We start from the raw sequence: 25,140 nt of genomic DNA on the forward strand, positions 1-25,140 counted from the left end.
ATATGGAAAAATCAAAAGAAAAAATTAGGCAAGAGGTTTTTGAACTACAGAAAAAAATTAATAAATGAGATGAAGAGTACTACGTTTTAGATAACCCTTCTGTGCCAGATTCTGTTTATGATATAGAATTTAACAAACTAAAAAAATTAGAAAATGAATACTCTCATTATTTTAGTTATGAAGAATTAAAAAAATCGCCTACACAAAATATAAATGGAAAATCTCTGGATATTTTTAATAAAGTAAAACACGATAAACCAATGTTGTCACTGAATAAAGCATATACGATTGAAGAGATTGAAAAATTTATTAAAAATATAGAAAAAATTACTACTAAATACTCATTTTTTATTGAACCTAAAATTGATGGGCTTTCTATATCTATAAAATATTTAAACGGTAAGCTTGTTCAAGCCATTACGCGTGGCGATGGCCAAATAGGCGAAGATGTAACAAATAATATTAAACAAATAGCATCAATACCAAAGGAAATTGACTATAAGAAAAATATAGAAGTAAGAGGCGAAGTTTATTTATCAATTGATGACTTTAATAAGTTAAATCAACAACTAGAAGAACAGAATAAGCCAAAACTTGCTAATCCAAGAAATGCAGCCGCAGGAACTTTAAGACAATTAAACTCTCAAATAGTAAAAGAAAGAAATTTATCTGCCTTTATATATTATGTCGTTGATTGTGAATATCATAATTTGGATACTATAGAAAACTCATTTCTATTTTTAAAAAAATTAGGTTTTCAAGTTACAAAAGAATCTAAAAAAATAAATAATATTTCAGAAATTGAGCAATATATTAAACAATTCAAAGATACAAAGCAACATTTAAATTATGAAACTGATGGAATTGTAATAAAACTTAACGAAGTTAAGTATTATGATGAACTGGGATATACATCAAAATTTCCACATTCAGCTATTGCTTTTAAATATGAACCAGACACCGCTATAACAACCTTAAAAAATATTTTTATTACTGTTGGTAGAACGGGTTTAGTAACTTACAATGCTTCATTAGAACCAGTAGAGTTATCCGGGTCAATGATATCCTTTGCAACTCTAAATAACTTTCAATACATTGAAGATCTAAATTTAAATATTGGTGATTTAGTATATATAAAAAAAGCTGGAGAAATTATACCTTGCGTAATTGGTTTAGCATCAGTTAAAAATAAGGACTTTGATAAAAGATTTAATAAAATTACGCAATGTCCGTTTTGCAATTCGTTATTAATTGATTCTGAAACTAGTTTAGAACAATATTGCGTAAATGAAAATTGTCCAGAAGTCAAAAGAAGAAAAATAGTTCATTTTGTTTCAAAAGATGGGATGGACATAATGACTATTGGAGAAAAAAACATTGACTTATTGCTAAATAACAATCTAATAAAAGATATCGTCGATATTTATAAATTAAAAGATAAAAAAGATGAATTATTGAAATTAGAGAGAATGGGCAGTAAGTCCGTCTTGAAAATACTAGACTCTATAGAAATTTCAAAGCAAAAAACTCTTGATAAGTTAATATTTGCATTAGGTATTAAATTAATCGGGGCTAAAGTTGCGACATTTATTGCTTCAAAAGTAAAAATATTATCTAATTTTTTGAGTTTTGATTTCAATTCATTAATTGAGTATAACGAAATCGGTGAAAAAATAATATCATCACTTTTATCTTGAGTTAAAGAAGAAAAAAATATTAAGCTAATCAACAACTTAATAGAGCTAGGCTTAAATTTAGAATATCAAGAAACAAAACAAAACAACAAATTGAATAATTCAACATTTGTAATTACAGGAACATTATCAAAACCTAGATCATACTTTGAGAATTTAATTATTGCAAATGGCGGACAAATATCTTCATCAGTTTCTTCGAAAACTTCTTATTTATTAGCTGGTCATGATTCTGGTTCTAAATTAGAAAAAGCGAACAAACTAAATATTAATATTATTGATGAAAATGAATTATTACGTATGTTAGAAATTAATAAATAGTCGGGCTTGCTCGACTTTTTATTTTCAGCATAAATAATAAATTTAGATTAAGCACATAGCTTAAAAAACTTATGTCAGGTACATTTATAATTATTTTTCCTTTGTCTAAATAATCGATAATAATATCAACTAAATAAAAATAGTAATAACTAAGATAATTTGTTCAAAAGAATATCATTGAAAATATATATGACACGCAAGCTACTGGAAAGAAAAATAATTGATAAACAAAAGTCAATAAGTTAAATTTATCGCTAAAAGAAGATGTTATAAAAAACGAAGATAAGTATGCAAAAAACATAACCAAAATAGACCTAATTCAATTTCTTCTTATGCCTGATATTAACTTATTAATTATTAATATAACATAGGTAATGCCAAAAGACAAAATAAAAGAATAAGATAAAATAATAAAAGGATTAAAAAGCATAATTAAGATTGCACAAATAGTTAGTAAAGTAATCTTGTTAAAGAATTTATTAAAGAAATATTTATTAATATAAATTAACATTAAAAATAAAAAAGCTCTTGTTGCACCAATCGTAAATCTAAGCAATAATAAATAAGCAAAAAGCATAATAAGTATTGAAAATTCAGTAATTTTATTAACCACCTTCAGCTTATTTAAAATTCAATAAAATAATAAATATATCATCCCAAAATGAAATCCACTAATCGTGAAATAGTGAATAATGTTCATTTCTTTTAATTTAGTAATTAAACTTGAATTTCTATAGTATTTATTAAGTAAAATAAGCATTAAATAATCTTGAATAAGCTTATTTTTATTTAAAAATAAAGAATAATTTTGATTAACATAATAATCTATTTGATTAATTTTTATATTAGTTAATTCAAGAAAAACATTTTCAGACAAATTAAATGAACTAACTTTTTTTATTAACGATATATCACCAGATAGATTAATTGAATAACTATAAAATAAATTATATTTATCAATCTTTTCATAAACAATCACTTTATATTTTTTAAAATCAATAATAAAAGAATTGGTAAATATTTTTAAAATCTTAAAATTGCCATCAATGTGTTGATTCGAAAGAACAATATTTGACCTATATACAATATACATAATTAACGCAATTGTTGAAAATAAAAATAAATAAAACAAGTAAAATCTAAATTTTAATAAATTAATAAATAAAATAACCGACAAACAAATTAATGGTAAAACCAAGCTTGTTGTAAAAATCATAACAATTGTTAGTATCACTGCAATAAAAGCGTAAAATAGTTCATATTCTATAAAATTATGTTCTCTTTTAGTATCTTTATTGTTGCTTCGCCAACCCCATATATATTTTCTAAATCATCCCATGTTATTTTATTTTTCCCTTTCTTTAAAAAATCGAAGATTCTTATTGCAATATTTTTTTTAATTCCTAATGAAATTAAATCGTTTGCACTTTTAATATCTTTGATACTAATACGTTTATTTTTAAAAAACGGTATATATATTTTTTGCTTATTTTTCAATAAATCATGTAAATTCAAACCCGATAAATCAGCACCTGATTTTAATTTAGATAATTTAATTAAGTCAAATAATACCGAATCTTTTTTAAGTTCATAATCACCTGGATACATAACCGCACCATAAACATTAACAGTAATGTATTCATTTTCTAACTCCTTTACAACCGTTTTATTACTTTTAAAATAATTATTTATACCGATTGAAGTTAATATAATAATCGAAGAAGCTAAAAATGAAAATGTCATAAATAATATTCCTTTTTTCTTTTTCTTATCCATATTTTTATTTTTTCAAAATAAACAAATTTTTAATTATTAACGAGAAAAATTTGACAAAAAATGACGAAAAAATGACGAAATTTTTTGCTTTATTTTTGCTAAAAATAAATAAAAAAGCCAAGACGTTGCTTGGCTTCGATATTTTGAATTATTCTTGTTCAAAAAATGTAGCGTTATGTCACACTTCTTGAATATCTTCATCGTCTTCTAATAAATCAACAAATTCGTCGATTTGTTGGAATTTTTCTTTATCAACTTCAACTTCTGAGTTTGGAATATATGTTACTTCAGCTGTTGTATAGTTTTCAATTTTAAATGTTTCATCTAATTCTTGTTTAACTTTTTGGAATTGCGAAGGCTCGGTTGTAATGATGAATAAACCATCTTCATTTTTAAAATCTTCAGCACCAGCATCTAATACACTCATCATAACTTCTTCTTCAGAAGCTACAGTGTTTGGAAATTCAATCAAACCTTTTTGATCAAATACATATGGAACTGAACCTTGTTTTCCAAGTTGTCCATTGTGTTTATTAAAATAGTGTTTAATATTTGAACTCAAACGATTGAAATTATCGGTTAAACAGCTTACTACAAAGTTAACCCCTCCATACGCTGTGCCTGAATATAAATATGATTGATAGTTAGCCGCTTCTTTTGAACCTCCAGCTACTTTTGAAATTGCTTTTTCAATATTTGCTTTTGGCATTGATTTAGCTTTTGCTTTAGCAATGGCTAATTTTAATGCTGGGTTAGAATCTGGATCTGGGCCACCTAAAGTTGCCGCTACAATAATTTCTTTAGAAAATTTTTGAAACATTTTACTTCTTTTGGCATCTTGTGCTGCTTTATGATGCTTTGTGGTTGCTCATTTTGAATGTCCTGACATATTATGCTCCTATTTATTATCATTTATTTAATAAATTAAGTTTATTATATCAAAAAAAGCAGTCTTTTTATGCCTAAATTTAATATAATAAAGTGTATGATTTTAATAACTGGAAACGAAAATTATTTTATTAAAAAAGAAATTGAAAAAATTATTAAAGAAATTGAAAATAAAAATTCAATTAACCTCGAAATAATAACTTTCTATGACGATGTAGATCTTGAACAATTATCTGATACTTTATTTGATAATGATATTTTTAGTGAACAAAAATTAATTATTATCAATAACCCAATATTTTTCAACTCTAAAAATAAATATAAAAAAGAAGAGGCTATTAAGTTTCAAAATTTAATAGTTGAAGGCGATATTTACAATCACATAATTATTAGCCAAGAAATACAAAAATATGATAAAACTTTTGTTGCATCCGATATTTTTAAAAAAATGAAGTCAGAATCTAAAGTAATCGAAGTTGAAAAAATAAATGACAAAGACATGTATAAATTTGTTAATTCATTAATTAAAGAAAGGGGTGCAACTATTGATGATTTAGCTTTAATTAAATTTGTTTCCTCAATGCCTAATGATCTTTTTTTAATTGAAAGAGAAATTGAAAAACTGCTTTTATTAAATAATTCAATAACCGAAAAAAATATTGATGACAACAATTTTTCAATGTCAAATAATATCGAATTTGCATTAAGTGATGCCTTATTAAAATTTAATTCATCTAGCGATATTATAAAAAAAATTAATGAACAAATCTCATTTGGCCAAAGCAATTCACAAGTTATTGCTCAAATTGCTTCAATTATTTCACAGGCTAAAGACATTAATATACTTTTAAATCTAGGTCTTAATGCTCAGGCAATTTCAGATGAAATTTCAATGCACATTTATCGAGTAAAAATTTTTATTGATTTTATTAGAAAAATATCAGAAAATAAGCTTAATAATTTAATCAAAGTAATTGCTAAATATGATGAAGATTTAAAAAAGGGATTAATTGAAGATAGTAATGCCTTAAAATCCATTTTATTAGAAATAATCAAGTAGGTTTATATGAAAATGAATAAAAAAAGAATAGTATTATACGAATTAAACACTGACACATTTTTAGACACGAAAGCTTCAGGATATGGGGATTTTAGTGGAATATTAAAGAAATTAAACTATTTCAAGTATTTGAATGTTCAATATATCGCTATTCCCGATATTTTATTGCAATATCAAAATAAATTTCAATTAGAAGAAGTTAAAAACCGTAATGGTTCATTTACTGAGTTTATAAATTGTGTCAATGAATTTAAAAAAGAAAATATCAATATTGCGCCAATAATCGATTTAGCGAATATTAAACAAACCTATATAAATCTAAATAATATGTATGATTTATACAATTTAAAAAATAACAATCCAAACAAGAAAAAATTAACCGAATTAGATACATATTTATTAAACGATAATAAAATAAATATTAACTTAGGCGAGTTAACTAAATTTGTTCAATATTTCACGTTTGTTATTAATTTTTATAACCAAACAAAAGTCAATTCGGTTATCTTAACAAACTATGAATTTTTATTAAAAAACAACAATTTATCAGACAAAAATACATTCAGATTCTTGCAAGATATTTATAAAATTGTCAAACGTGAAAATGTTAATATTGAGATTATTTTAAAATCAGGTGATGTTTCAAAGGATCTATATGAAAGAATGCTTAACTTGGAAGATCCGTGCTTTGATTATTTATATTTAACACATTTGTCTTTAATTAATCTAAACACAGAATTAAAAAGAGCAAAATTGCAACCTTTATTATTTAAAAACTTTTTTAGTTTATACAAGCCTTTTTTAAATGACAAACGCGTGATTTTATCATTTTCATCTGACCAAATTGGAAGAATTAATTCACGTTGGGGTGATGAATTAGAATATTCACAAGAAGCCATAAAATCATTCTTTTTATTTTTATATTCGGCTAAAAATTCAATCGGAATTTTTTATGGTGATGAACTTGGCTCTTTAAGGGCAAAAATCAGAAAAGATTACAATTTTTCTAATGACAATTTCAATGAAGAAAAAAGATTTTATGAGTCAAAAAACATATCTCAAGAAGATTATTTTTTAGCACAATCATTTCAAAATAAAATAACAGCAATTACATACATGGCATGAAATGATAAATTAAACGCCGGGGCCACAGATGTGATTAAGGGAAAATTTAATCTACCGTTAAAATATGAAAAATACAATGTTGAAAGTGAACTAAAAACCAATTCAAGTTCATTAAGATTTATAAATAATTTAAATAGATTAATATTTAACTCCGACTATTCAGAAATGTTAAATCTTTCAAAAATTTCATTTTATAGTAATAGCAATGGAATTGCAAAAATTATTCATAAAATTGATAATAAAAAAATCATATTTTTAATCAACCTATCAAATCAACATCAATATATTAATTTAAAAGGCGAATATTCAATTTTAGAGTCAACTTACTATAATAAATTTTATTCATCAATACCTAGTGAATTATCCCCTTTTGAAAGTTTAATATTAGTTAAAGAATAAAAAATAATTATCACATTTTAATTGTTATATATAAAGTTTAAAACTTTAATATATAATTTTTAATAATTATGAAAGGATAACCATGAAAGAACTTATTAATTATGAAACAAACGATACAATTGTTCAATCCCCATCTTCTTCACAAGGATCAGGAATAACAAACATTATTGTTTATGTATTATTAGGAGTTGTTTTAGCTTTTGTTATTGGATATATGATATGAAAAATCATTAAAAACAAAGTTAAAAAACAAAAATTAGCTAAATTAGAAGCAATCAAAGCAAATGAAGTGCTAGATTCTTATTATGAATATATTTTAAGCTTCCAAGAAGTTATTTTATACACTCAAAATGAACTAAAAGATTTTGAAGTAAGTATCGGTAAGATATCAATGGGACAAATTAAAACTGGCGCTAAAAAATTACTTTTTAAATTAATTAGTAGAGATGACTTTGCATCTTCTTTTGTTAATAACGAACAGTACAAAACCTTCGTTGAACATGCTGAATTAATTAACATTACTCCATGTAATTTATGAGAGAAAAAAATTCCTGAAACTTTAGAATATTTTAAACAACAATATGATTTAGTTCCAGCTGGAGAAAAAAGAGAAAACTACTTAGAATTAGTTAAAAAATCAATTCAGGAAAAATTCTATGCCTAAAATAAAACAAAAAAAACACCTTAAATCAGAATTTAATAACCATAGAAAAAGAAGTCACTTTGGAGTTGCTAATTGATTAACAGCATTAAGATTATTATTAATGATTCCATTCATTATTTTAATGACGGCTGCAGCTACGTTAATTATTAAAGGTGAAGGGACATTTTATTATAAAAATATTACTCTTGCAAGTAAAAATGCAAACTCGCTAGCAATATCAATTATTTATTGACTTAATGTAATTATTTTTATGGTTGCAATGATGACAGATTGAATTGACGGATATTACGCAAGAAAGACAAATACCGTTAGCTCATTTGGAAAAGTTTTTGATCCAATTGCCGATAAAGTTGCAACAACTTTGATGATGATATTTTTAGCAATCGTTGACTTTACATACTTACCAGTTGTTGTTTTATTCATTGTGAGAGATATTTTAGTTGATGGTTCAAGAGTTTATGCGGCCAAAAAGAATGTTAAAGTTGCAGCTAATTGATGAGGAAAGGTTAAAACTATTATAGTTTCTTTTGCTCTTGTAGCAATATCATTTGCAGGACCATGATTAAAAAGTAATGAGTTATCTATTTTATATTTAAACTTACCATTAATTGTTGGACTAATAATCGCTTGAATTAGCGGAATAATTTATATGTCTAAATATTTAAAAGGCATAACAAAAAATACAGAAACCACAACACAAAATAATGAAGAAAACCAACAAAAATCACAAGCCGAAAATTTAAACAAAAATACAAAAGCGGTTGATAAGCCAGAAGATAATTTAAAACAAAATAAAAAAATAGATTCTAAAGATTTGCCGTTTTTTGAAACAAAATAATAAGCCCTTAGGGCTTTTTTATTTAAAATTTACATTTATTTTATTAATAAAATAAATAATTATTGATATTTTCGCCATTTATCAAAAAAAACATTTTTTTTCTATAAAATAATAATATTATTATTAAACAATAATCTTATTAATACAGGAGGAAGTATGCCAAGAGAAGGATTAACTTTAAGATGTGAAAGCTGTAAAATGGAAAATTACATCACAAAGAAAAACAAAAAACTACATCCAGACAAAATGGAAGTAACAAAATACTGTGCAAAATGTAATGCTCATACAAACCATAAAGAAAAGAAATAATTTTCTTTTTAAATAATTACCAAAGGAGTTATTAAAATGGTAAAAACCGAATTAAATAAAATTTTTGAAGAAAATAAATTAGATGCAGTTATTTCAGAAGCACCACAAACTCGTTTGTGATATGCTAATGTACAAACAACTGACGGATATTTAGTAATTGAAAAAGATAAGGCTTATTTATTTGTTGATGGAAGATACATTGAATATGTAACAAACAATGCACGTAATGTTGAAGTACATTTATTGCAAAAAGATTCACTAGCTAAGTTTTTAGAAAAGAAAAACTATAAAAAAGTTGGGGTTGAAAAAGACTATTTAAACTTACAAACGTTTGAATATTTTAAATCAATGTTACCAAAAGCTGAATTTAGTTTATTATCTGCAAAGAAATTTAGAATAATCAAAGATGAAGAAGAAGTTTCAAAAGTCGAAGAAGCTTGTTTAATTTCTTTACAAGCCTTTGAAGAACTTAAAAAAGTTTTAGTTGAAGGAATGACCGAACTAGAAGCATCAAATAAATTAGGATATCTAATGCGTTTATTTGGAGCTGAAAAAGAAAGTTTCGATTCAATTATTGCATTCGGAAGCAACGCTGCTGAACCTCATCACCACCCAACAAATCGTAAATTACAAGATGGCGATATTGTTAAAGTTGACTTTGGTGCACAATTTGAAGGATGAGCTAGCGATATTACCAGAACTTTTTTCTTTGGTAAACCTAGAGAAGCGGAACTTGTTAATATTTTAGATGTTGTATCTGAAGCACAAAGATTAGGACGCGAAGCCGTAAGACCAGGAATGGCAACAAATGAAATCGATAAAATTTGCCGTGATTATATCGAAAGTAAGGGATATGGTAAATTTTTTACCCATTCAACCGGTCATGGAGTTGGTATAGATGTTCACGAACTTCCAGGTGTTGGACGTGGTAGAGGTGATGTTATTTTAGAAGAAGGAATGATCATCACTGTTGAACCAGGTATTTATGTTGAAGGTCTAGGTGGAGCTAGAATTGAAGATACAATTTTAGTAACAAAAGATGGCTCAAGAGTTCTAAGCCGTCCAGAAGACTATAAATAAAATAATATAATTAAAAAAGCAAGCAGTTTAATTGCTAGCTTTTTTAATTATCTTTTTTGTTTTTTAATAAATTCTAATATTTAACTTATTAGATTATAGTCTCTAACAGTTTTTATAAATTTCAAGGCTAAAATAGTGTTTCTTGACCTTCGTTATCTTTTTCTAAAATTAAGGCAATCTCTTCTTTATAAGGACTTTTATTATTAATATAAGGTGTTTCTAAAATAATTGGAATATTATCAAAATCCTTGTCAAAAACAAATTTTTTAAGAGTTTTTAATCCGATATAGCCCTTATCAATATTTGCATGACGATCTTTGTGTGATCCTAATTCATTTAAAGAATCATTTAAATGAATTACTTTAATATATTTTAAATAATCATTTTTAATTAAGTAATTTTTAAATTCTTCATATTGAATAATATTATATCCTGCATCGAAAATATGACAAGTATCTAAACAAATCGCAACACGCTCGGAATCAACATTATCAATAACGTATTTTATATCTTCAAAACTAGAACAAACTTGACTTCCTTTGCCAGCCATAGTTTCTAAACAAATAATAACATCTCTAGTATTAGCAAGAATAGCTTTCAAACTGTTTATTAAGGCGTCAAGCGCTTCTTTTCTTGTATATTCCATTGATGATCCTGGATGCAATACTAAATACTTCGCATTAATAGTATTCATTCTTTTAATTTCTTCACTTAAAAAAGAAATTGCAAATTTTTGTTTTTCTGGATTTGCTGGATTGACAATATATGGAGCATGAACAACAATATCATCTTGTTTTATTTTATCTGAATACAATTCTAAATATTTTTCATAATTATATTTATCTGGTGAAACTCTTAAAGTTGTTTGTGGCGCACCCATATATATCATGGCACAATTAGCACCATTATTTAATGACTCTTCTATTGCGCCTAGCAAATAATCTGGTTTTTTAAATGAAACGTGGCTTCCTAATTTAATCATAATCTCTCCTAACTAATATAAGTATATTAAATACTTGAGCTTTTTATAAAAAAGAGGCGTCAATAGCCTCTTAATCTGATTCATAACTTTCGTTATTAAAGAATTCTTTTAATTTCTTTCTCTTTTGAGGATGTTTTAGCTTACGCAATACTTTAGTTTCTAATTGACGAACTTTTTCTTTTGTGGTCCCCAATTCTTTAGCCAATTCGTCTAATGTGTGAGGTCTGTATTGATTACCATTTAAATCATTAATACCAAATCTTTTTCTAATTAATAAACGATCTGACTCTTCTGTTAACCCGTCTTCAATCATCTCATTTAAAATTACACTTAATTCTTCATGGCTTGCAAAATTTGTTGGGCTCATAACGCTTTCATCTTTAACAAAATCTGAAAAACTCGAATTCTCTTCTTTACCAATATTTTTATCTAAACTAATTGGGTCAATATTGATTTTTCTAATATATCTAACTTTTTCAGCAGTAAAGTCATTGCCGTATTTTTTAGCAATCTCTTCGTCTGTTGGAGGATAACCATTTTCTTGTTGAAGTTCTCTTTCAATTTTTAAAATTTTATTGATAGTTTCAACCATGTGAACTGGCACCCTAACTGTTCTTGCTTGGTCTGCAACAGCACGAGTAATTGCTTGTCTAATTCATCAAGTTGCATATGTTGAGAATTTAAAGCCTTTTGTATAATCATATTTAGAAACTGCTTTCATAATTCCTGAGTTACCTTCAGAAATTAAATCAATAAAACTAAGACCTCTATTTTTATATCTTTTGGCATTATTGATTACTAGTCTTAAATTACGCTTAACAAGCATATCACGAGCTTTTTTGTATTTATAGTTATTTCCAGCATCTTTTGCTTCCTGCATTTTAACAGCCAAGTCACGTTCTTCTTTTGGGGTTAAAAGTTTACCATATTTACCGATTCAACGCATGTATCATTTAACAATATCATTAGTTTCGGTTAATCTGTTTGCTAAGGCATTATCATTATTGTTTGTTTCATAGCCTTCGGTGATTTTAATATCATCAGCATCATATTCTTTTAGCAACTGATTTGCTTCAAAATCATCAGATTTGTGTTTTTTTCTAGGAGCTCTTTCTTCAAATTCGTCGTCTAAATCTTGGTCATAAACTCCGTATTCATCATCATCATAATCATTGAACCCGAAAGTATTTTTAGAAATATAAGTATCGTCTTCTAAGTCTAAATCTTCGTCTTCATCATTTTCACGACTTCTGATACTACTATCATCATATTCGGCATCAACGTCGATATCTTCGTCTTCAATTTCTTCATCTAAATCTTTTAATTTAGATTCATCGAACATTTCATCTTCGTTTTCTAAGGTTTCTTCTTCGGCATCTTTATCGTTTACCATCATCGAAAGGTCGGATTCATCTTCATCACCTTCGTCAACTTCATCTTTTAAAATGCCTTTCTCCATTAACTTTTCTAATAAAAGGTCCGCTTCTTCTTCTTCAATAAACAATTTTTTCTTATCTAATAAAGTGAAAACTTCATCCTGAGTAAATGATGACTTGCTTTTATTTTTCTTTTTAGCTTTGGCTAGTTCATCTGCAATTTTTTCAATTACTATTTCAATTGATGAATCAAGTTCATTTTTATTTACTGCCATAATAGCTCCTATTCTTCGTTTTTTTCTTTTTGAATTATAAATTTCGAATTATCTTTTTTTATTTCTTTTAAATTATTAACACTGTTTAGAAATTCTTCTGAACTGTAATTAGTAGTTAAATTAGCATTGCTTTCTGATTGATTGAAAATAATAATTTCCTCTGATTTTTTCAATATAGAGTTATAAGTAGCGGGTCTTTTTAATTTTAATTCTTCGTCATGATAAATGAGGTCATTTAAATTTTCAAAATCTAATGTTTTATTTTCTTTAACTTTTTTAACCACGTAAGAAATTAATTCTTTGTATTTTAAATCTATTTCCATATTTATAAAATCAACTTCTTGCAAATTAAATTTTTCTAAATACAGAGGCTCAGATAAAATGGTTTTTAAAATTCTAATTAAAACAATTTCATTACCAAACGGAATAATTGAAGAATTACGTTTTTTTAAAGTATAAAACTTTCTAGTATTAAAATCCTTTTTATTAATTTCTAAACTTTCAACGTCTAAGAAATTATGAGAAATTTCCTCATATGGTGCAAATGAATCTCAGTCAAAGCTTTGTTGATTTTCATAATTGGGTAAATGCTCATTTTTTTCTTTGTAATGCTTGTTTTTGTTAATTGATTTTACAAAATTTTGATCACTTGGAAAATTTGGTTTTAGATAATCATTTTTATAACTATCAAAAGTTTCTTTATCAAAAATTTTTAACTTGTTAACTAATGTATCTCTTATGTTCAGTTGCAACTGTTCTTTTAAATAGTACATATATTCAAAAAGCTCAGTGTACTTATTAAATTTTTCAATATCACCTATGTTATTTTGATTGTAAATTAAAGTGAAATTTTCAATTAAGTAATCAACTAAATCTTTCTTATTTTTGCAAAGAGATATAAGTGTTTTACCTTGATCAATATTGAAAAGTTCATCTGCGTCTTTGTTTAAATTATTTAAAACAAATTCAACTTCAAGGTTATACTTTTCTTTAAATAGCAAAATCATTTTAAGATTCTTTTTAGTTGCTTGAATTCCAGCCGCATCATTATCAAAAAATAAGTTAATTCTAGTATTCTTCAATAATTCTAAATGCTTTTGCGACAAAGAAGTACCCATAATTGCGATTACATTTTTTATATTCGCCTTATGCAAGGCAATGCAATCAAATTGCCCTTCAACTAAATAAACTTCATTTTGTTTAATGATTTCATTTTTGGCATGATAGTAATTAAACATTACTTCACTTTTGTGAAATGCAGACGTTTCAGAGCTGTTTAAATATTTGGGATTATTTTTATCAGTAATGTCACGTCCCGAAAAAGCAACAATGTTTCCGTTTTCATCTTCAATTGGAAACATTAAACGATCATTAAAGAAATTACCGTCTCCTGAATAATTTAATAACGATGAATTACTTAACGAAAAATTATCAAAGTTTTTAGTTTTTAAATAATCTTTTATAAATACAGAAGCATCAGCAAATCCCAGCTTAAATTCTTTGATCAATTCTTTTGTTAGTTTTCTTTTATTTAAATATTCTAATAAATCAGGTCGTTTAGAAATCAAAATATGATATTGGAAAAAATCTGATGCATTTTTATTTATTTCTAATATCAATTTTTGTTCATCAGTAAAATCATTTTCTTTATAAGATTCTAAATAATTATCAATATTTACTGAAGCTTTTTTAGCCAAATTTATTAACGCTTGTCTTGAAGAAATATTTTCATACAGTTCGATAAATTTAATCGAATTCCCGCTTTTTCCACAGCCAAAACATTTAAATATACCCTTTTCTGGACTAACTACAAAAGAAGGAGTTTTTTCTCCATGAAAAGGACAACATGCTTTATAGTTTTTCCCCTGTTTAATCAAAGAAATGTATTCACCAATAATACTTACTATATCTACTTTAGATAAAACTAAATCTCAAACATTATTATTTTCCATCAAACCCCTATTATCTTATTTTTCAAACTTAGATAAGTAATGTTCAATTTCATCAATTGAAATTCTTTCTTGTTCCATTGTGTCACGATTTCTAATCGTTACAGTATTGTTTTCAAGTGTTTCAAAATCAACAGTGATTGCAAATGGTGTACCAATCGCATCTTGTCTACGGTATCTTTTACCAATTGAACCAGCCTCATCATACACAACTCTGATATTAGTTGTTTTTAATAATCTTTCATATAATGCTTTTGCAGGCTCAGATATTTTCTTAAGTAATGGAAAAACGGCTAACTGATAAGGCGCAATTGAATAGTCAACTTTCAAAACAGTTCTTTCGTCATCTTCTGAAACTTTTTCAACTTCATAAGCATCGATTAATAAAGCAAAAAGTAATCTATCAAGACCTATTGAAGGTTCAATAACATAAGGAATAATTTTAGTTCCATCTTCTTTTAAATATTCTAATGACTCTTGTGAATATTTCATATGTTGGCTTAAATCATAATTACCACGGTTGGCAATACCTAATAATTCACCTCATCCAAATGGGAATAAATATTCAATATCACTTGTACCCTTAGAATAATGACTTAACTCTTCTTGTTCATGAGGTCTTACTCTAATATTATCGTTTTTCAAACCTAATAGTTTAACGAAGTTTGAACATTTGTTAATTCAGTATTGATAAAAACTATCACTATCTTTCTCTTCGCAGAAAAATTCTAGTTCCATTTGTTCAAACTCTCTAGTTCTAAAAATAAAGTCCCTAGGTGTTATTTCGTTTCTAAAACTTTTACCAATTTGACCAATTCCAAATGGCAATTTTGCTCTAGTAGTACGGCAGACATTTTTAAAGTTTACAAAAATACCTTGCGCAGTTTCAGGTCTTAAATAAGTTTGAGAAGCGGTTGTATCAATAGCTCCCATTTGCGTTTTAAACATCAAGTTAAAGGGGCGTATTGATGTTCAATCACATTTAGAACCGTCATATTGTTTAACATTTTCTTGAATTAATTTTTCCAATTCTTCAAATGTTGCCTTTTCAACATTGACCTCAGGAAATAATTCTTTAACAATATGATCGGCACGGTATCTTTTTTGGTTAAGCTTATTTTCAATTAGATAATCTGAAAAGTTATCTAAATGTCCTGAAGCTCTTCAAACATTAGGATTCATAATTATTTTTGAATCAATTTGATAATTGCCTTCTCTTGTTATGAATTCTCTAACTCAGTATTTTTTTATTGTTTGTAGCATTGATGTTGCTAATGGTCCGTAGTCTCAAGTGTTTATAACACCACCATAAATTTCTGAATCTTGATATACAAAACCAGAAATTTTCAAATGATTGATAATATCTTGTAGATTCTTTTCGCTATTTTTACTCATATTTAACCTCTAATAAATTTATGATTGCAATCTTAAAAAACAATAATAATATTTTAGCACAAAACAAACTTTATTATTACCTTTAGGTATAATAAGGCAAAAAATTTTAGATTTTTTAAATTATTAAAGTTTAGCGCTAAAAAAAGTATAATTATGTCATGTTAGACTTTATACAAAAAAGAATGCAAAAATCAATGCAAAAAATCAATAAAAAAATGTCGATTAATGAAGAAGACATTTTAGAAGTATTACGTGAAGTTAAATTAGCGTTATTGGAGGCTGACGTTAACCTAGAAGTTGTTAAAACATTTACAAAACAAGTTAAAGAAAAAGCTTTAGATAGCCAAATTATCGGAAAACTAAACCAACAACAAACTGTTTTAAAAATTTTTAAAGACGAACTTACAAATATATTAGGCAAAAAGACCTGTAATGTTGAAATCAAAAACTATCCAACAAAAATTATGATGGTTGGGTTGCAAGGTTCGGGTAAAACTACAACATCTGCAAAATTGTCAATGTATTTTAGAAAAAAAGGCATTGCTAAAAATCCTTTACTAGTTGCCGATGATATTTATCGTCCAGCAGCTCGTGAACAATTAGAACAACTAGCAAAACAAATTCAAGTTAACTACTTCACTAAAGAAGAAAATGATGCTATAAAAATTGCTAGAGAGGCAATTGACTTAGCTCATGAACAAAAAAATGATTTAGTTATAATTGATACCGCTGGTCGTTTAGCAATTGATGAAACTTTAATGAATGAACTAAAGGAAATTAAACGTTACACAAAGCCAGATTATATTTTTCTAGTGGTTGACGCAATGAGTGGTCAAGATGTTATAAACACGGCCAAAAAATTCCACGAAGAGTTGCAACTTGATGGAACAATCATTACCAAACTAGATTCTGATGCAAGAGGTGGAGCCGCTCTAAGTATTACTCATCTTCTAAATGTTCCAATTACATTTATTGGGGTAGGAGAAAAAATTACTGGACTTGAAGTATTTCATCCCGATCGAATGGCTGATCGTATTTTAGGTATGGGTGACGTTCTTTCGTTAATTGAAAAAGCATCTGAAGAAGTTGATGAAAAAATGATGAAAAAAATCGGCTATAAAATGCTTACAGGAAAATTTGACTTAAATGATTTAATGAACAGCTTAGGTCAAATTAAAAAATTAGGAAAAATGAAATCAATATTAAAATTAATTCCTGGAGTTGCCGATAAAGTAAGCGATGAAAAAATCGAAGAAGCCGAAAGAAAATTTGAAATTTATACATATCTAATTAATTCGATGACAAATTTCGAAAAGAAAAATCCTAAAGTTCTAAAAAATGCAACAAGAAAACAAAGAATTATGGCTGGTTCAGGTAGATCCGCACGCGAATATAATATGTTAATTACCGACTTTGAAAGAATGGCAAAACAAATGAAAGAAGTTGCCAATGGTAATTTAAAATTAAAAAATGATATTGATGAATAAATTAAAAAAATGCCTTAAATTAAGGCATTTTTATATTCTGTTTTTCTTAATAATTTTTTTGATTTTTATAAAATGTTTAAAAATTTGAATACCTAAAATGAAATAACTATCAAGCGAAATAATTTTTCTAAATTTGATATTTTTCTGATTGTTTCTGTTAACAATTAAATCATAGACACTAATGTTTTTAACATTATCTAAAAATTTTACGAAGGCTCTGTTTAAAAATTTAGGATTTGCTCTCAATATTTCTAAAATTTTTGTTATTGATTTATCTAATAAAATCTTATCTTTTGCATTCAATTTTTGCATTCTTATCGAGCTATTTAGCGTTTGAATGATGAATTCAACCGTAGTTTGTATTTTATCTTCGTTAGTAATTTCTAAAAATGTGCTATCGAACAAATACATTAAATTGTATTTATTTTTGTTAATAATCGTATATCAAAGTTCATCAAAATTTTTTAACTCTTTATAAACATCAGAATAATTAATCAAAATATTAACAATAAAATCAATTAACTTTTGAAAACTATTCAAGGTTGCAAAGTATTGTCTAAATTTTTCAAATTTTTTAGAGTTTTTAAAACCAAATAAATAAGCTAAAAATGACGTATTCATAGCATCAGAGGCTACTGCTATTGAAATCTTTTTAATTTCTTCTTTAGATTCATCGATAATAGTTGAATTTAGAAATTGTTTAAAAACATTATATATTAAATTTTGATAACTAGAAACTATACCTTTTCATTCATTTTTCAATAATTGCAAATCAAAAATTTCATTATCTTGAATAACTTTTCTTTTAACATTAATTTGTAAAATAAATAAAATTAAATCAAATTTACGTTCCTTGATTAAAGTTAATAAAGCTTCACGCGATCACTTTTTATTATTTAAAAATCCAATTAAAAGGTCAACTGAATGATAGTTCTCAGGAGCATCTAAAAACTTTTCTTTAATATATGTTTGAGCAATGTTATAAGATTCATTGTCGCTATATCTAATAAATAAATCAAGATAATCAGAAATATTTAAATAAGGTCTAATTTTTGTATTTGATGACGTTTCAAGATCAGAGTAAACAAAAATATTTAGATTTTTATTCGAACCATAAACAGATGAAAATATTTTTTCATTATTAATATTTAATTTGAACAAAGACTGATATTTATTAATATCACTTAATCAATATTTCGGAGCAGCAATATAATCATTTGTAAATTTATCATTCTCTAAATTTTTGCTAAATTCATTTTTATTTAATGACAATTTAGTGAACAAATCGAAAGCAACTTTTTTATAGCCTTTTTCCGTCGGGCATATTGAAAAAATGTTTTCACATAAATAAAAACTATTCTCTTTTCAATATTTTTCATCATAAATATCAATAAAATTAACATTGCAGTCTTTAGCAACTGAATTTATTGCACTATCTAAAGACAAGAATAAATATGAAAATAAATCCAAATTACCTATTAAAACCTTGTCAAAATATTTTTTCATAATGTCTTTTAAATTTATAAATAAATCAGGGTAGTTCGTTATAATAATTTTTGCTTTTTTATTAATAAATTTAATATCATTAACTAATTTCTTGTAATCCTGAATAAGTTTTATTGAAAGGCTGTTTATTTTTTTATAAATAAATTCAACTAATGAATCTTTTTCATCTTGTTTACTTACTCGGTTTAATTTTAAAATTTCTAAATACGGCAAGTTAAAAAATAAATCAGAAAAACCTAACGTAATCGTAATTAAGTTAGCTTCTGTAATTTTTTTATTAAAAATTTTAAAATCATTTCTTTGAATATTTCAATTTTTAAAATAGTGAGAAAAAAACTCTTTTGAAGGATTTTTAGAATGTCAATCAAGTGATTGCAATAAATCCAAATTTGCCTCAAATTTATCAAGATCAGTATTTTTATTCAAAAGTAAGGCATCAATAAAATTTATTGATGCGCTTGGTATTGAAAGATTGTCAAAAGATGTTAATGAAAAATTATTATCTTTCATTAGTTTTGCAAAAAATTCTGGATATCCTAGTCCAGTAATTTTTCCATTTTCTAGCCTACCATTATTATTAAAACCTAGCTTAGTATTAAAACCAGATGCAAATGAATCACCAATTGCAACATAATTTATATCGCCTTCATTCAAATAATCAGTTACGAAATTATCTTTATCTTTATTCATTGTCTTCCTCATTTAAAGAAATGTCATAAATAACATTATCTAAATTTTTAAAATAGCTAATTAGCATATTCGTTGCTTTATTAGTATCTAAAACACTATTTTTTAAAAGTAAATTATTATCAGAAGCATATTTAGCAATGTTATTTAAAATATCAATTTCTTCAAAAGCGGGTTCTAAATTAATTTTGGTTAATCTATCTGGATAATAATTTGAAACTAAACGATAAATTTCTTGAATTAATTCATTTTGATTTAAAGCCTCTTGTCTAATAGAACCAACAATAGCTAACTTAGCACCAACTTGATCATTTTCGATTTTAGGCATTAATAAACCAGGTGTATCAAGCAATAAATAATTTTTACAGTTAATTCATTGCTCTGATCTTGTTATTCCGGCAATAGCTCCAACTTTAGCAACCTTCGATTTAGCCATCAAATTAATAAAAGTACTTTTACCAACGTTAGGCACACCAACAACCACACACTTCAATGAAGGTGTTAACTTTCCTTTTGCTTGATTTTTTTTCTTAAGTTCTAAAAAACAACTGTTCAATGCGCTGTTAATTTTATTATATGCGGTCTTAGATTTTAAATTCGTAATAATAACTTTGCCACGTTTTTCATATTGTTTGATAAATTCATCTAATTTCGATTTATCAGTTTTATCAGACTTATTAAAAATAAATAAAATAGGTTTATTATTAGCTATTTTATAAATTTCAGGATTAAATGAAGAAACTGGTATTCTACTATCTAAAATAATAATGAATAAATCGAAAAGCTTTTGCTTTTCTTTTAATGATTTAAACTCTTTGGCCATGTGGCCAGGAAATCAATGAATCATAACATTAGTCCTTTTCTAAAATAAAATTTTTACCTTTTTGATGTTCAAATTTCGACAATCCTTCATAATCATTTTGTCTTAACATTTCATATAAAACTATTGCAACTGTATTAGCTAAATTTAGACTTCTACATTCAAAATACATTGGAATACGCAAACAATTTTCTATTTTATTCTGCATAATTTTTTTAGGTATTCCCGTACTTTCTGTTCCAAACATAAATCAAATATCACCATGTGTATTTAACTCTTCTTTTAATTTAACATCAGCATAATTTTTAAGTCCGTATCTTGTAATATAAAAGATATTTTTATTGCCATATTTTTTTTCAAAATCAGCATAACTATTGTGAATTTCGTGAGGTATTTCACTTAAAAAATGGCCAGCTCCACTTCTTTTCATTCAATGTGGATGTAAATCAAAAGCGATTGGTTTAATAATATGCAATTTAGCATTAGCCGCATAACATGTTCTAATGATATTTGATGTATTTGGACTAATTTCAGGCTCGTATAAAACTATATTAATCATAATTCTTTAATTTTACTATATTTTATAAATTGACTTATACATTTATATTATTAATAATATAAAAATAGAAAAATGAAAAATAAAAACCGCCAGTGGCGGTAAATTCGGCATAAAGCCTTATTTTAGTACATACTATTCTTAAGCAAGATCAGATTGATCAAATTTCTGTACATATTTATTATAAAGGATTTTTCACAAATGTTAAAAAATATTTTAGAAATTTTAGGCAATAGTAATTGCCTTGTATATTTAAGATAAGAGTTTAGCACATTGCGATTGCAATATTATTAATAATAAAATCTCAAATTTTCGCTAAATTTTAGTGATAAAAATAAATATTTATATTTGTAATTTATAATAAATAATATAAATACTTTTTAGAATGGGGAAATTATGGAAAACAATAAAAAAATTGAGGTTTCATTAGGTCTAGATCTAGGAATAGGTTCAGTAGGTTGGTCACTTGTTAATAATGAAACTAACGAAGTTATTGCACTAGGTTCTAGATTGTTTGATGAACCTAATTTAGCTGAAGATAGAAGAGCACACAGATCTCTTAGAAGAAGTATAAGAAGAAAAGCTTTAAAGAAAAATACTTATGCAAAATTAGTTATTAAATATAGCAAAATGTTTAATTTAGATTTAAAATCTGTTGAAGATGTTTTGAATATTTATTTAAAATCTTCACAAAAAAATCCACACATTATAAATTTAAAATACAAAGCATTATCAGAAGAAATTTCATCAGAAGAATTAATCTGAATATTGCATGACTATTTAAAAAATCGTGGTGTATTTTATGAAATAGAAGATGAAACTAAAGATAAAAAAGACGGCGATAAGAATAAAAGTTCATTTGCCGAATTTAAAGACGACTCAAAATATCCAAGCGAAATTGAAAAGAAATACTTTGATAGATTCGGATTTGTAAAAAACATTGAAGCAAATACAGGCAATTTATTCACTAACAAAAGATGAGTTGCCGAACTTGAAAAACTTTTCGAAGTTCAGTCTAAAAAATATGACCAAAAATTATTTAAAGAATTTAGCGATAAATATCTAAATTTATTTAAATATATACGTTCGTTTGAACAAGGGCCTGGCAATATAAAAAGTCCGAGTGAATACGGAATTTTTCAAAGAGATGAAAATGGTGAAGTTATTCAAAAATATACTGTAATATGAGAAAAAACTACTGGAAAATGTAGCGTGTTTAAAAAAGACAATAGAGCACCTATTAATACACCAAGTGCAGAAATGTTTAATTTATTACACAATTTAAACAATACAACTTTTTATATTGCCGAAAATTCACAAAATAAAATAAATCTAGACAATCAAGTTAAAAAAGATCTAATTTTAAATTGATTTAATTCATTTAAAAACGATAAAAAAGTTAAAAACATAGATAAAAAATCAATTATTAAAGAAATGAAAAAAATTAATAATGATTTAACTACAAATAGCTTTAGCAATGAAGATATTGATTATAAAAACCTAAATATAACAAATGAAATTTTAAATATCTTTGTAAAAAATAATTGTATTGCTTCAATGTTTGACGGTGAAAATTTATTCAATGTAATTAGAGACTTAGATAAGCTATATCAACCAATATTTTATAACAGAAGCATTGATGACCGTATCAACAAATTAAACGATAAAGAATGTATTAAAGTATTCAATAAATATTTATTAAATGACAGTGATATTCAAAACACGATAAAAGATATTGCTCAAAGTTCTAAATTAAAAGGCAATAAAACACATTCGCTTTCATACCGTGTTTTTGAACATACGTTACAGGCGTTGTTTGACGAAATTACCAATCTAGAGTCATTAAAATGAAATAAAGAAAGCGATTTATATAAAGCAGTTAGTGAATATAATAAAGAAAACGAAATTAAACTAATTTCAAAAGAACAAACTGGCAAATATTTACAAGCAAATTTCTTAGACGATTTAATTGTTTCTCCAGCAGTTAAAAGTTCAATTAGAGAAAGCGTTAAGGTATTTAACCAAATTATCAAAGAATTTGGAAAAGAATATTTAATCACAAAAGTTGGCCTAGAAATGCCAAGGGATAAAAACGGCGAGGAAGAAGCTAAAAAAATCAGTGCTCAAAATAAGCACAATAAAAAAGTTAATGATTTAATTGAAGCAGCAGTAAAAGAAAGAGCCATGGATAATTCATTCAGTATTTCAAATTGCTCAGATCATACAAAATTAAAATTATTACTATGATTGCAACAGGACGGAATTGATTTATATTCTCTTCAAGATATTGATTTAAAAAAAGTTTATAGAGATCCAGGATATACAGAAATTGATCATATTCTTCCTCAAAGCAAAAGTTTTGATGATTCAATTAGAAACAAGGTTTTAGTACTAAAAGAGTCGAATAGACAAAAGAAAAATAAGGTTCCAAAAGACTTTTTATCAACCGAAAAATTTGAAGAGCTAAAAAAATGGTTATATGTACATTGAAAATCAAAAGCTGATAAATATAGTTCTAAAAAAGATAAAATTAAAGATTTACCTTGATTTAAAACATATGACGAATTAATTGCAAAGTACAACAATTTATTGCACGACACACTTTCTCAAAGCGATGAAATTGAATTTGCTTCTAGAAATTTAAACGACACGCGTTATGCATGTAAAGAATTTTTAAGTATTTTAGCAAACTATGCTAAAAATCATGACAATCAATTCACAATAAAACCTATTAGAGGTAAATTTACAAGCATAATTAGAAAATTAGCACAATTGGATAAAAAGAATCGTGATGAATTTGATCACCATGCTATTGATGCTTCAATATTAGCAATTGCAGCAAACAATATGAAAATGAACAGTAATAAATGAGCAATTTTAGAAAACTACTACATTGACAAAAACAACAACGTTATCGATAAAGAAACTGGTGAAATTATTTGCAAGCGTTCCGATTTAACTGTTAATACCGAGGATATATCAGATAAAGTAAGGAAATCGATAGGTGAAAATAGACAACAAGAAATTAAATCTAAAGTAAGATTTACAAGAAAATTAACAAAAGATCATAATATCGAACTATTTAATGCAACTTTATACTCTTCTATTAAAGATCCAAACGATGAAAATATAATTTATAAAGTTGAACGTAAGAGTGTCTATGATATGAAAGATTACTTCGAAAAAGAAGATAAACACGATAATGTATTAATGTTCAGAAGTCACCCTCAAGAGTTTAATAAACTTAAAAATATTTATCTAGAATATAAAGGTGAAAAAAATCCTTTTGAAGCCTATATGAATGATTTACAAAAAACATATAGTGAATTAATTTCAGAAGAGTATAAAGATTTTTGTAAAAATAACCAAATTTTATTACTTGTTGAAAATAATAAAGTTAAAATGGTCAAAAAATTAAAAATAGTTAGCGATAAAAAAGATATTAACAATGTAGCTTTAAATAAAAATGATAGCAAGTCATTTAAAGAATCGTTTAATTGGGTTGCCCTATTGATTTATAGAACAAGAAAAGATAAATATGCTTATATCCCGGTAAATGCAATAATCTACACATTTGATAACAATAAAAAACCTGATTTTTCTTTAGAAGAAATCTACAATCAAAAAGAATTAAATAGAATTAAAAAAACATTAGACATTCCAGAGGAAAATAAAATAATTGATGTTTGATATAAAAATACGTTGTTTAAAAACGCAATTGATAATCAAGTCTATTATTTATGCGGCGCAGTTTATAGTAATCAAACCATTGAAGTCAAATACATTTCAAAAAGAAATGTAATAAAAAACGGAGAAAAATCAGAAGAAAAAAGGCTAATAACTACAATTTCTGCTTTTTGCTCGAAATCAATAAAAACAAAAAATAAAATAATTTAAAATAATCAAAAAAATTATTTAAATTAGCACAACTCTTTCGTCAATTACAAATTACA

The 25,140-nt window shown here is 25.7% G+C and carries 19 protein-coding genes; 9 read left to right on the top strand and 10 right to left on the bottom strand.

Annotation, left to right across the window (positions count from 1 at the left end; genetic code table 4):
• The first annotated feature begins 2 nt into the window (after nucleotides 1-2).
• Nucleotides 3-2,015, top strand: coding sequence for an NAD-dependent DNA ligase LigA (ligA, locus tag AB5V95_RS01235; protein WP_369086062.1), 2,013 nt, complete (start codon nucleotides 3-5; stop codon nucleotides 2,013-2,015).
• On the opposite strand, the gene AB5V95_RS01240 is transcribed toward ligA, so the two are convergent.
• The 3 genes from AB5V95_RS01240 to AB5V95_RS01250 form a co-directional block, all read right to left on the bottom strand.
• Nucleotides 2,005-3,354, bottom strand: coding sequence for an MAG0480 family ComEC-like protein (locus AB5V95_RS01240; protein ID WP_369086063.1), 1,350 nt, complete (start codon nucleotides 3,352-3,354; stop codon nucleotides 2,005-2,007). The two genes, ligA and AB5V95_RS01240, sit on opposite strands and share 11 nt — an antisense overlap.
• Nucleotides 3,279-3,791 (bottom strand): MAG0490 family ComEA-like DNA-binding protein, encoded by a 513-nt coding sequence (locus AB5V95_RS01245; protein ID WP_369086064.1) that lies wholly within the window; start codon nucleotides 3,789-3,791, stop codon nucleotides 3,279-3,281. Before AB5V95_RS01245 ends, AB5V95_RS01240 begins: the two co-directional genes overlap by 76 nt.
• Nucleotides 3,792-3,939: 148 nt before the next feature.
• Entirely contained in the window at nucleotides 3,940-4,680 is a 741-nt protein-coding gene (locus AB5V95_RS01250; RefSeq protein WP_369086065.1) for a YebC/PmpR family DNA-binding transcriptional regulator, read from the bottom strand.
• Between the two features lie 96 nt (nucleotides 4,681-4,776).
• On the opposite strand from AB5V95_RS01250, the gene holA reads away from it, so the two are divergent.
• The 6 genes from holA to AB5V95_RS01280 all read left to right on the top strand — a co-directional run bounded on the left by holA (nucleotide 4,777) and on the right by AB5V95_RS01280 (nucleotide 10,154).
• The gene (holA, locus tag AB5V95_RS01255; RefSeq protein ID WP_369086066.1) at nucleotides 4,777-5,739 is read left to right on the top strand and encodes a DNA polymerase III subunit delta; all 963 of its coding nucleotides are present in this window, start codon (nucleotides 4,777-4,779) and stop codon (nucleotides 5,737-5,739) included.
• Nucleotides 5,740-5,745: 6 nt separating this feature from the next.
• Nucleotides 5,746-7,263, top strand: a complete 1,518-nt coding sequence (locus tag AB5V95_RS01260) for a glucan 1,6-alpha-glucosidase (RefSeq protein ID WP_369086067.1) — start codon at nucleotides 5,746-5,748, stop codon at nucleotides 7,261-7,263.
• A gap of 82 nt (nucleotides 7,264-7,345) precedes the next feature.
• On the top strand, nucleotides 7,346-7,927 hold the full coding sequence (locus tag AB5V95_RS01265) for an MHJ_0274 family protein (RefSeq protein WP_369086068.1): 582 nt from the start codon (nucleotides 7,346-7,348) through the stop codon (nucleotides 7,925-7,927).
• Entirely contained in the window at nucleotides 7,920-8,765 is an 846-nt protein-coding gene (gene pgsA / locus AB5V95_RS01270; protein ID WP_084466293.1) for a CDP-diacylglycerol--glycerol-3-phosphate 3-phosphatidyltransferase, read from the top strand. The genes AB5V95_RS01265 and pgsA overlap by 8 nt, the downstream gene beginning before the upstream one ends.
• Nucleotides 8,766-8,921: 156 nt before the next feature.
• Nucleotides 8,922-9,074 (top strand): 50S ribosomal protein L33, encoded by a 153-nt coding sequence (gene rpmG / locus AB5V95_RS01275; protein ID WP_027122720.1) that lies wholly within the window; start codon nucleotides 8,922-8,924, stop codon nucleotides 9,072-9,074.
• A gap of 36 nt (nucleotides 9,075-9,110) precedes the next feature.
• Nucleotides 9,111-10,154, top strand: coding sequence for an aminopeptidase P family protein (locus AB5V95_RS01280; protein ID WP_027122721.1), 1,044 nt, complete (start codon nucleotides 9,111-9,113; stop codon nucleotides 10,152-10,154).
• 127 nt (nucleotides 10,155-10,281) lie between these two features.
• Here the strand turns inward: AB5V95_RS01280 and AB5V95_RS01285 are convergent, their stop codons facing one another.
• From AB5V95_RS01285 to AB5V95_RS01300, 4 genes are all read right to left on the bottom strand, one after another.
• On the bottom strand, nucleotides 10,282-11,136 hold the full coding sequence (locus tag AB5V95_RS01285) for a deoxyribonuclease IV (protein ID WP_369086069.1): 855 nt from the start codon (nucleotides 11,134-11,136) through the stop codon (nucleotides 10,282-10,284).
• 70 nt (nucleotides 11,137-11,206) lie between these two features.
• Nucleotides 11,207-12,787 carry an RNA polymerase sigma factor gene (locus tag AB5V95_RS01290; protein ID WP_369086070.1) on the bottom strand — a complete coding sequence of 527 codons (1,581 nt, stop codon included), beginning with the start codon at nucleotides 12,785-12,787 and terminating at the stop codon, nucleotides 11,207-11,209.
• An 8-nt stretch (nucleotides 12,788-12,795) separates the two neighbouring features.
• Nucleotides 12,796-14,739 carry a DNA primase gene (gene dnaG, locus AB5V95_RS01295; RefSeq protein WP_369086071.1) on the bottom strand — a complete coding sequence of 648 codons (1,944 nt, stop codon included), beginning with the start codon at nucleotides 14,737-14,739 and terminating at the stop codon, nucleotides 12,796-12,798.
• A gap of 15 nt (nucleotides 14,740-14,754) precedes the next feature.
• Nucleotides 14,755-16,131: a glycine--tRNA ligase gene (locus AB5V95_RS01300; protein ID WP_369086072.1), complete on the bottom strand. Its 1,377-nt coding sequence runs from the start codon at nucleotides 16,129-16,131 to the stop codon at nucleotides 14,755-14,757.
• 158 nt (nucleotides 16,132-16,289) lie between these two features.
• Here AB5V95_RS01300 and ffh point away from each other — a divergent pair, with 158 nt between their 5' ends.
• Nucleotides 16,290-17,618, top strand: coding sequence for a signal recognition particle protein (ffh, locus tag AB5V95_RS01305; RefSeq protein ID WP_027122726.1), 1,329 nt, complete (start codon nucleotides 16,290-16,292; stop codon nucleotides 17,616-17,618).
• A gap of 30 nt (nucleotides 17,619-17,648) precedes the next feature.
• Here ffh and AB5V95_RS01310 read toward each other — a convergent pair whose 3' ends face one another.
• The 3 genes from AB5V95_RS01310 to AB5V95_RS01320 are packed head-to-tail and all read right to left on the bottom strand — an operon-like array spanning nucleotide 17,649 to nucleotide 21,190.
• Nucleotides 17,649-19,814, bottom strand: coding sequence for an SGNH/GDSL hydrolase family protein (locus AB5V95_RS01310; protein ID WP_369086073.1), 2,166 nt, complete (start codon nucleotides 19,812-19,814; stop codon nucleotides 17,649-17,651).
• Entirely contained in the window at nucleotides 19,807-20,658 is an 852-nt protein-coding gene (gene ylqF, locus AB5V95_RS01315; RefSeq protein WP_369086074.1) for a ribosome biogenesis GTPase YlqF, read from the bottom strand. The genes AB5V95_RS01310 and ylqF overlap by 8 nt, the downstream gene beginning before the upstream one ends.
• A gap of 4 nt (nucleotides 20,659-20,662) precedes the next feature.
• Complete coding sequence (locus AB5V95_RS01320) at nucleotides 20,663-21,190, bottom strand: tRNA (cytidine(34)-2'-O)-methyltransferase (RefSeq protein WP_369086075.1); 528 nt, start codon at nucleotides 21,188-21,190, stop codon at nucleotides 20,663-20,665.
• A gap of 393 nt (nucleotides 21,191-21,583) precedes the next feature.
• Between AB5V95_RS01320 and cas9 the strand changes: the two genes are divergently transcribed.
• Nucleotides 21,584-25,084: a type II CRISPR RNA-guided endonuclease Cas9 gene (gene cas9, locus AB5V95_RS01325; RefSeq protein ID WP_369086076.1), complete on the top strand. Its 3,501-nt coding sequence runs from the start codon at nucleotides 21,584-21,586 to the stop codon at nucleotides 25,082-25,084.
• Nucleotides 25,085-25,140: the final 56 nt, after the last annotated feature.

This window comes from Metamycoplasma spumans (assembly GCF_041026625.1).
GTDB lineage: Bacteria > Bacillota_I > Bacilli_A > Mycoplasmatales > Metamycoplasmataceae > Metamycoplasma > Metamycoplasma spumans.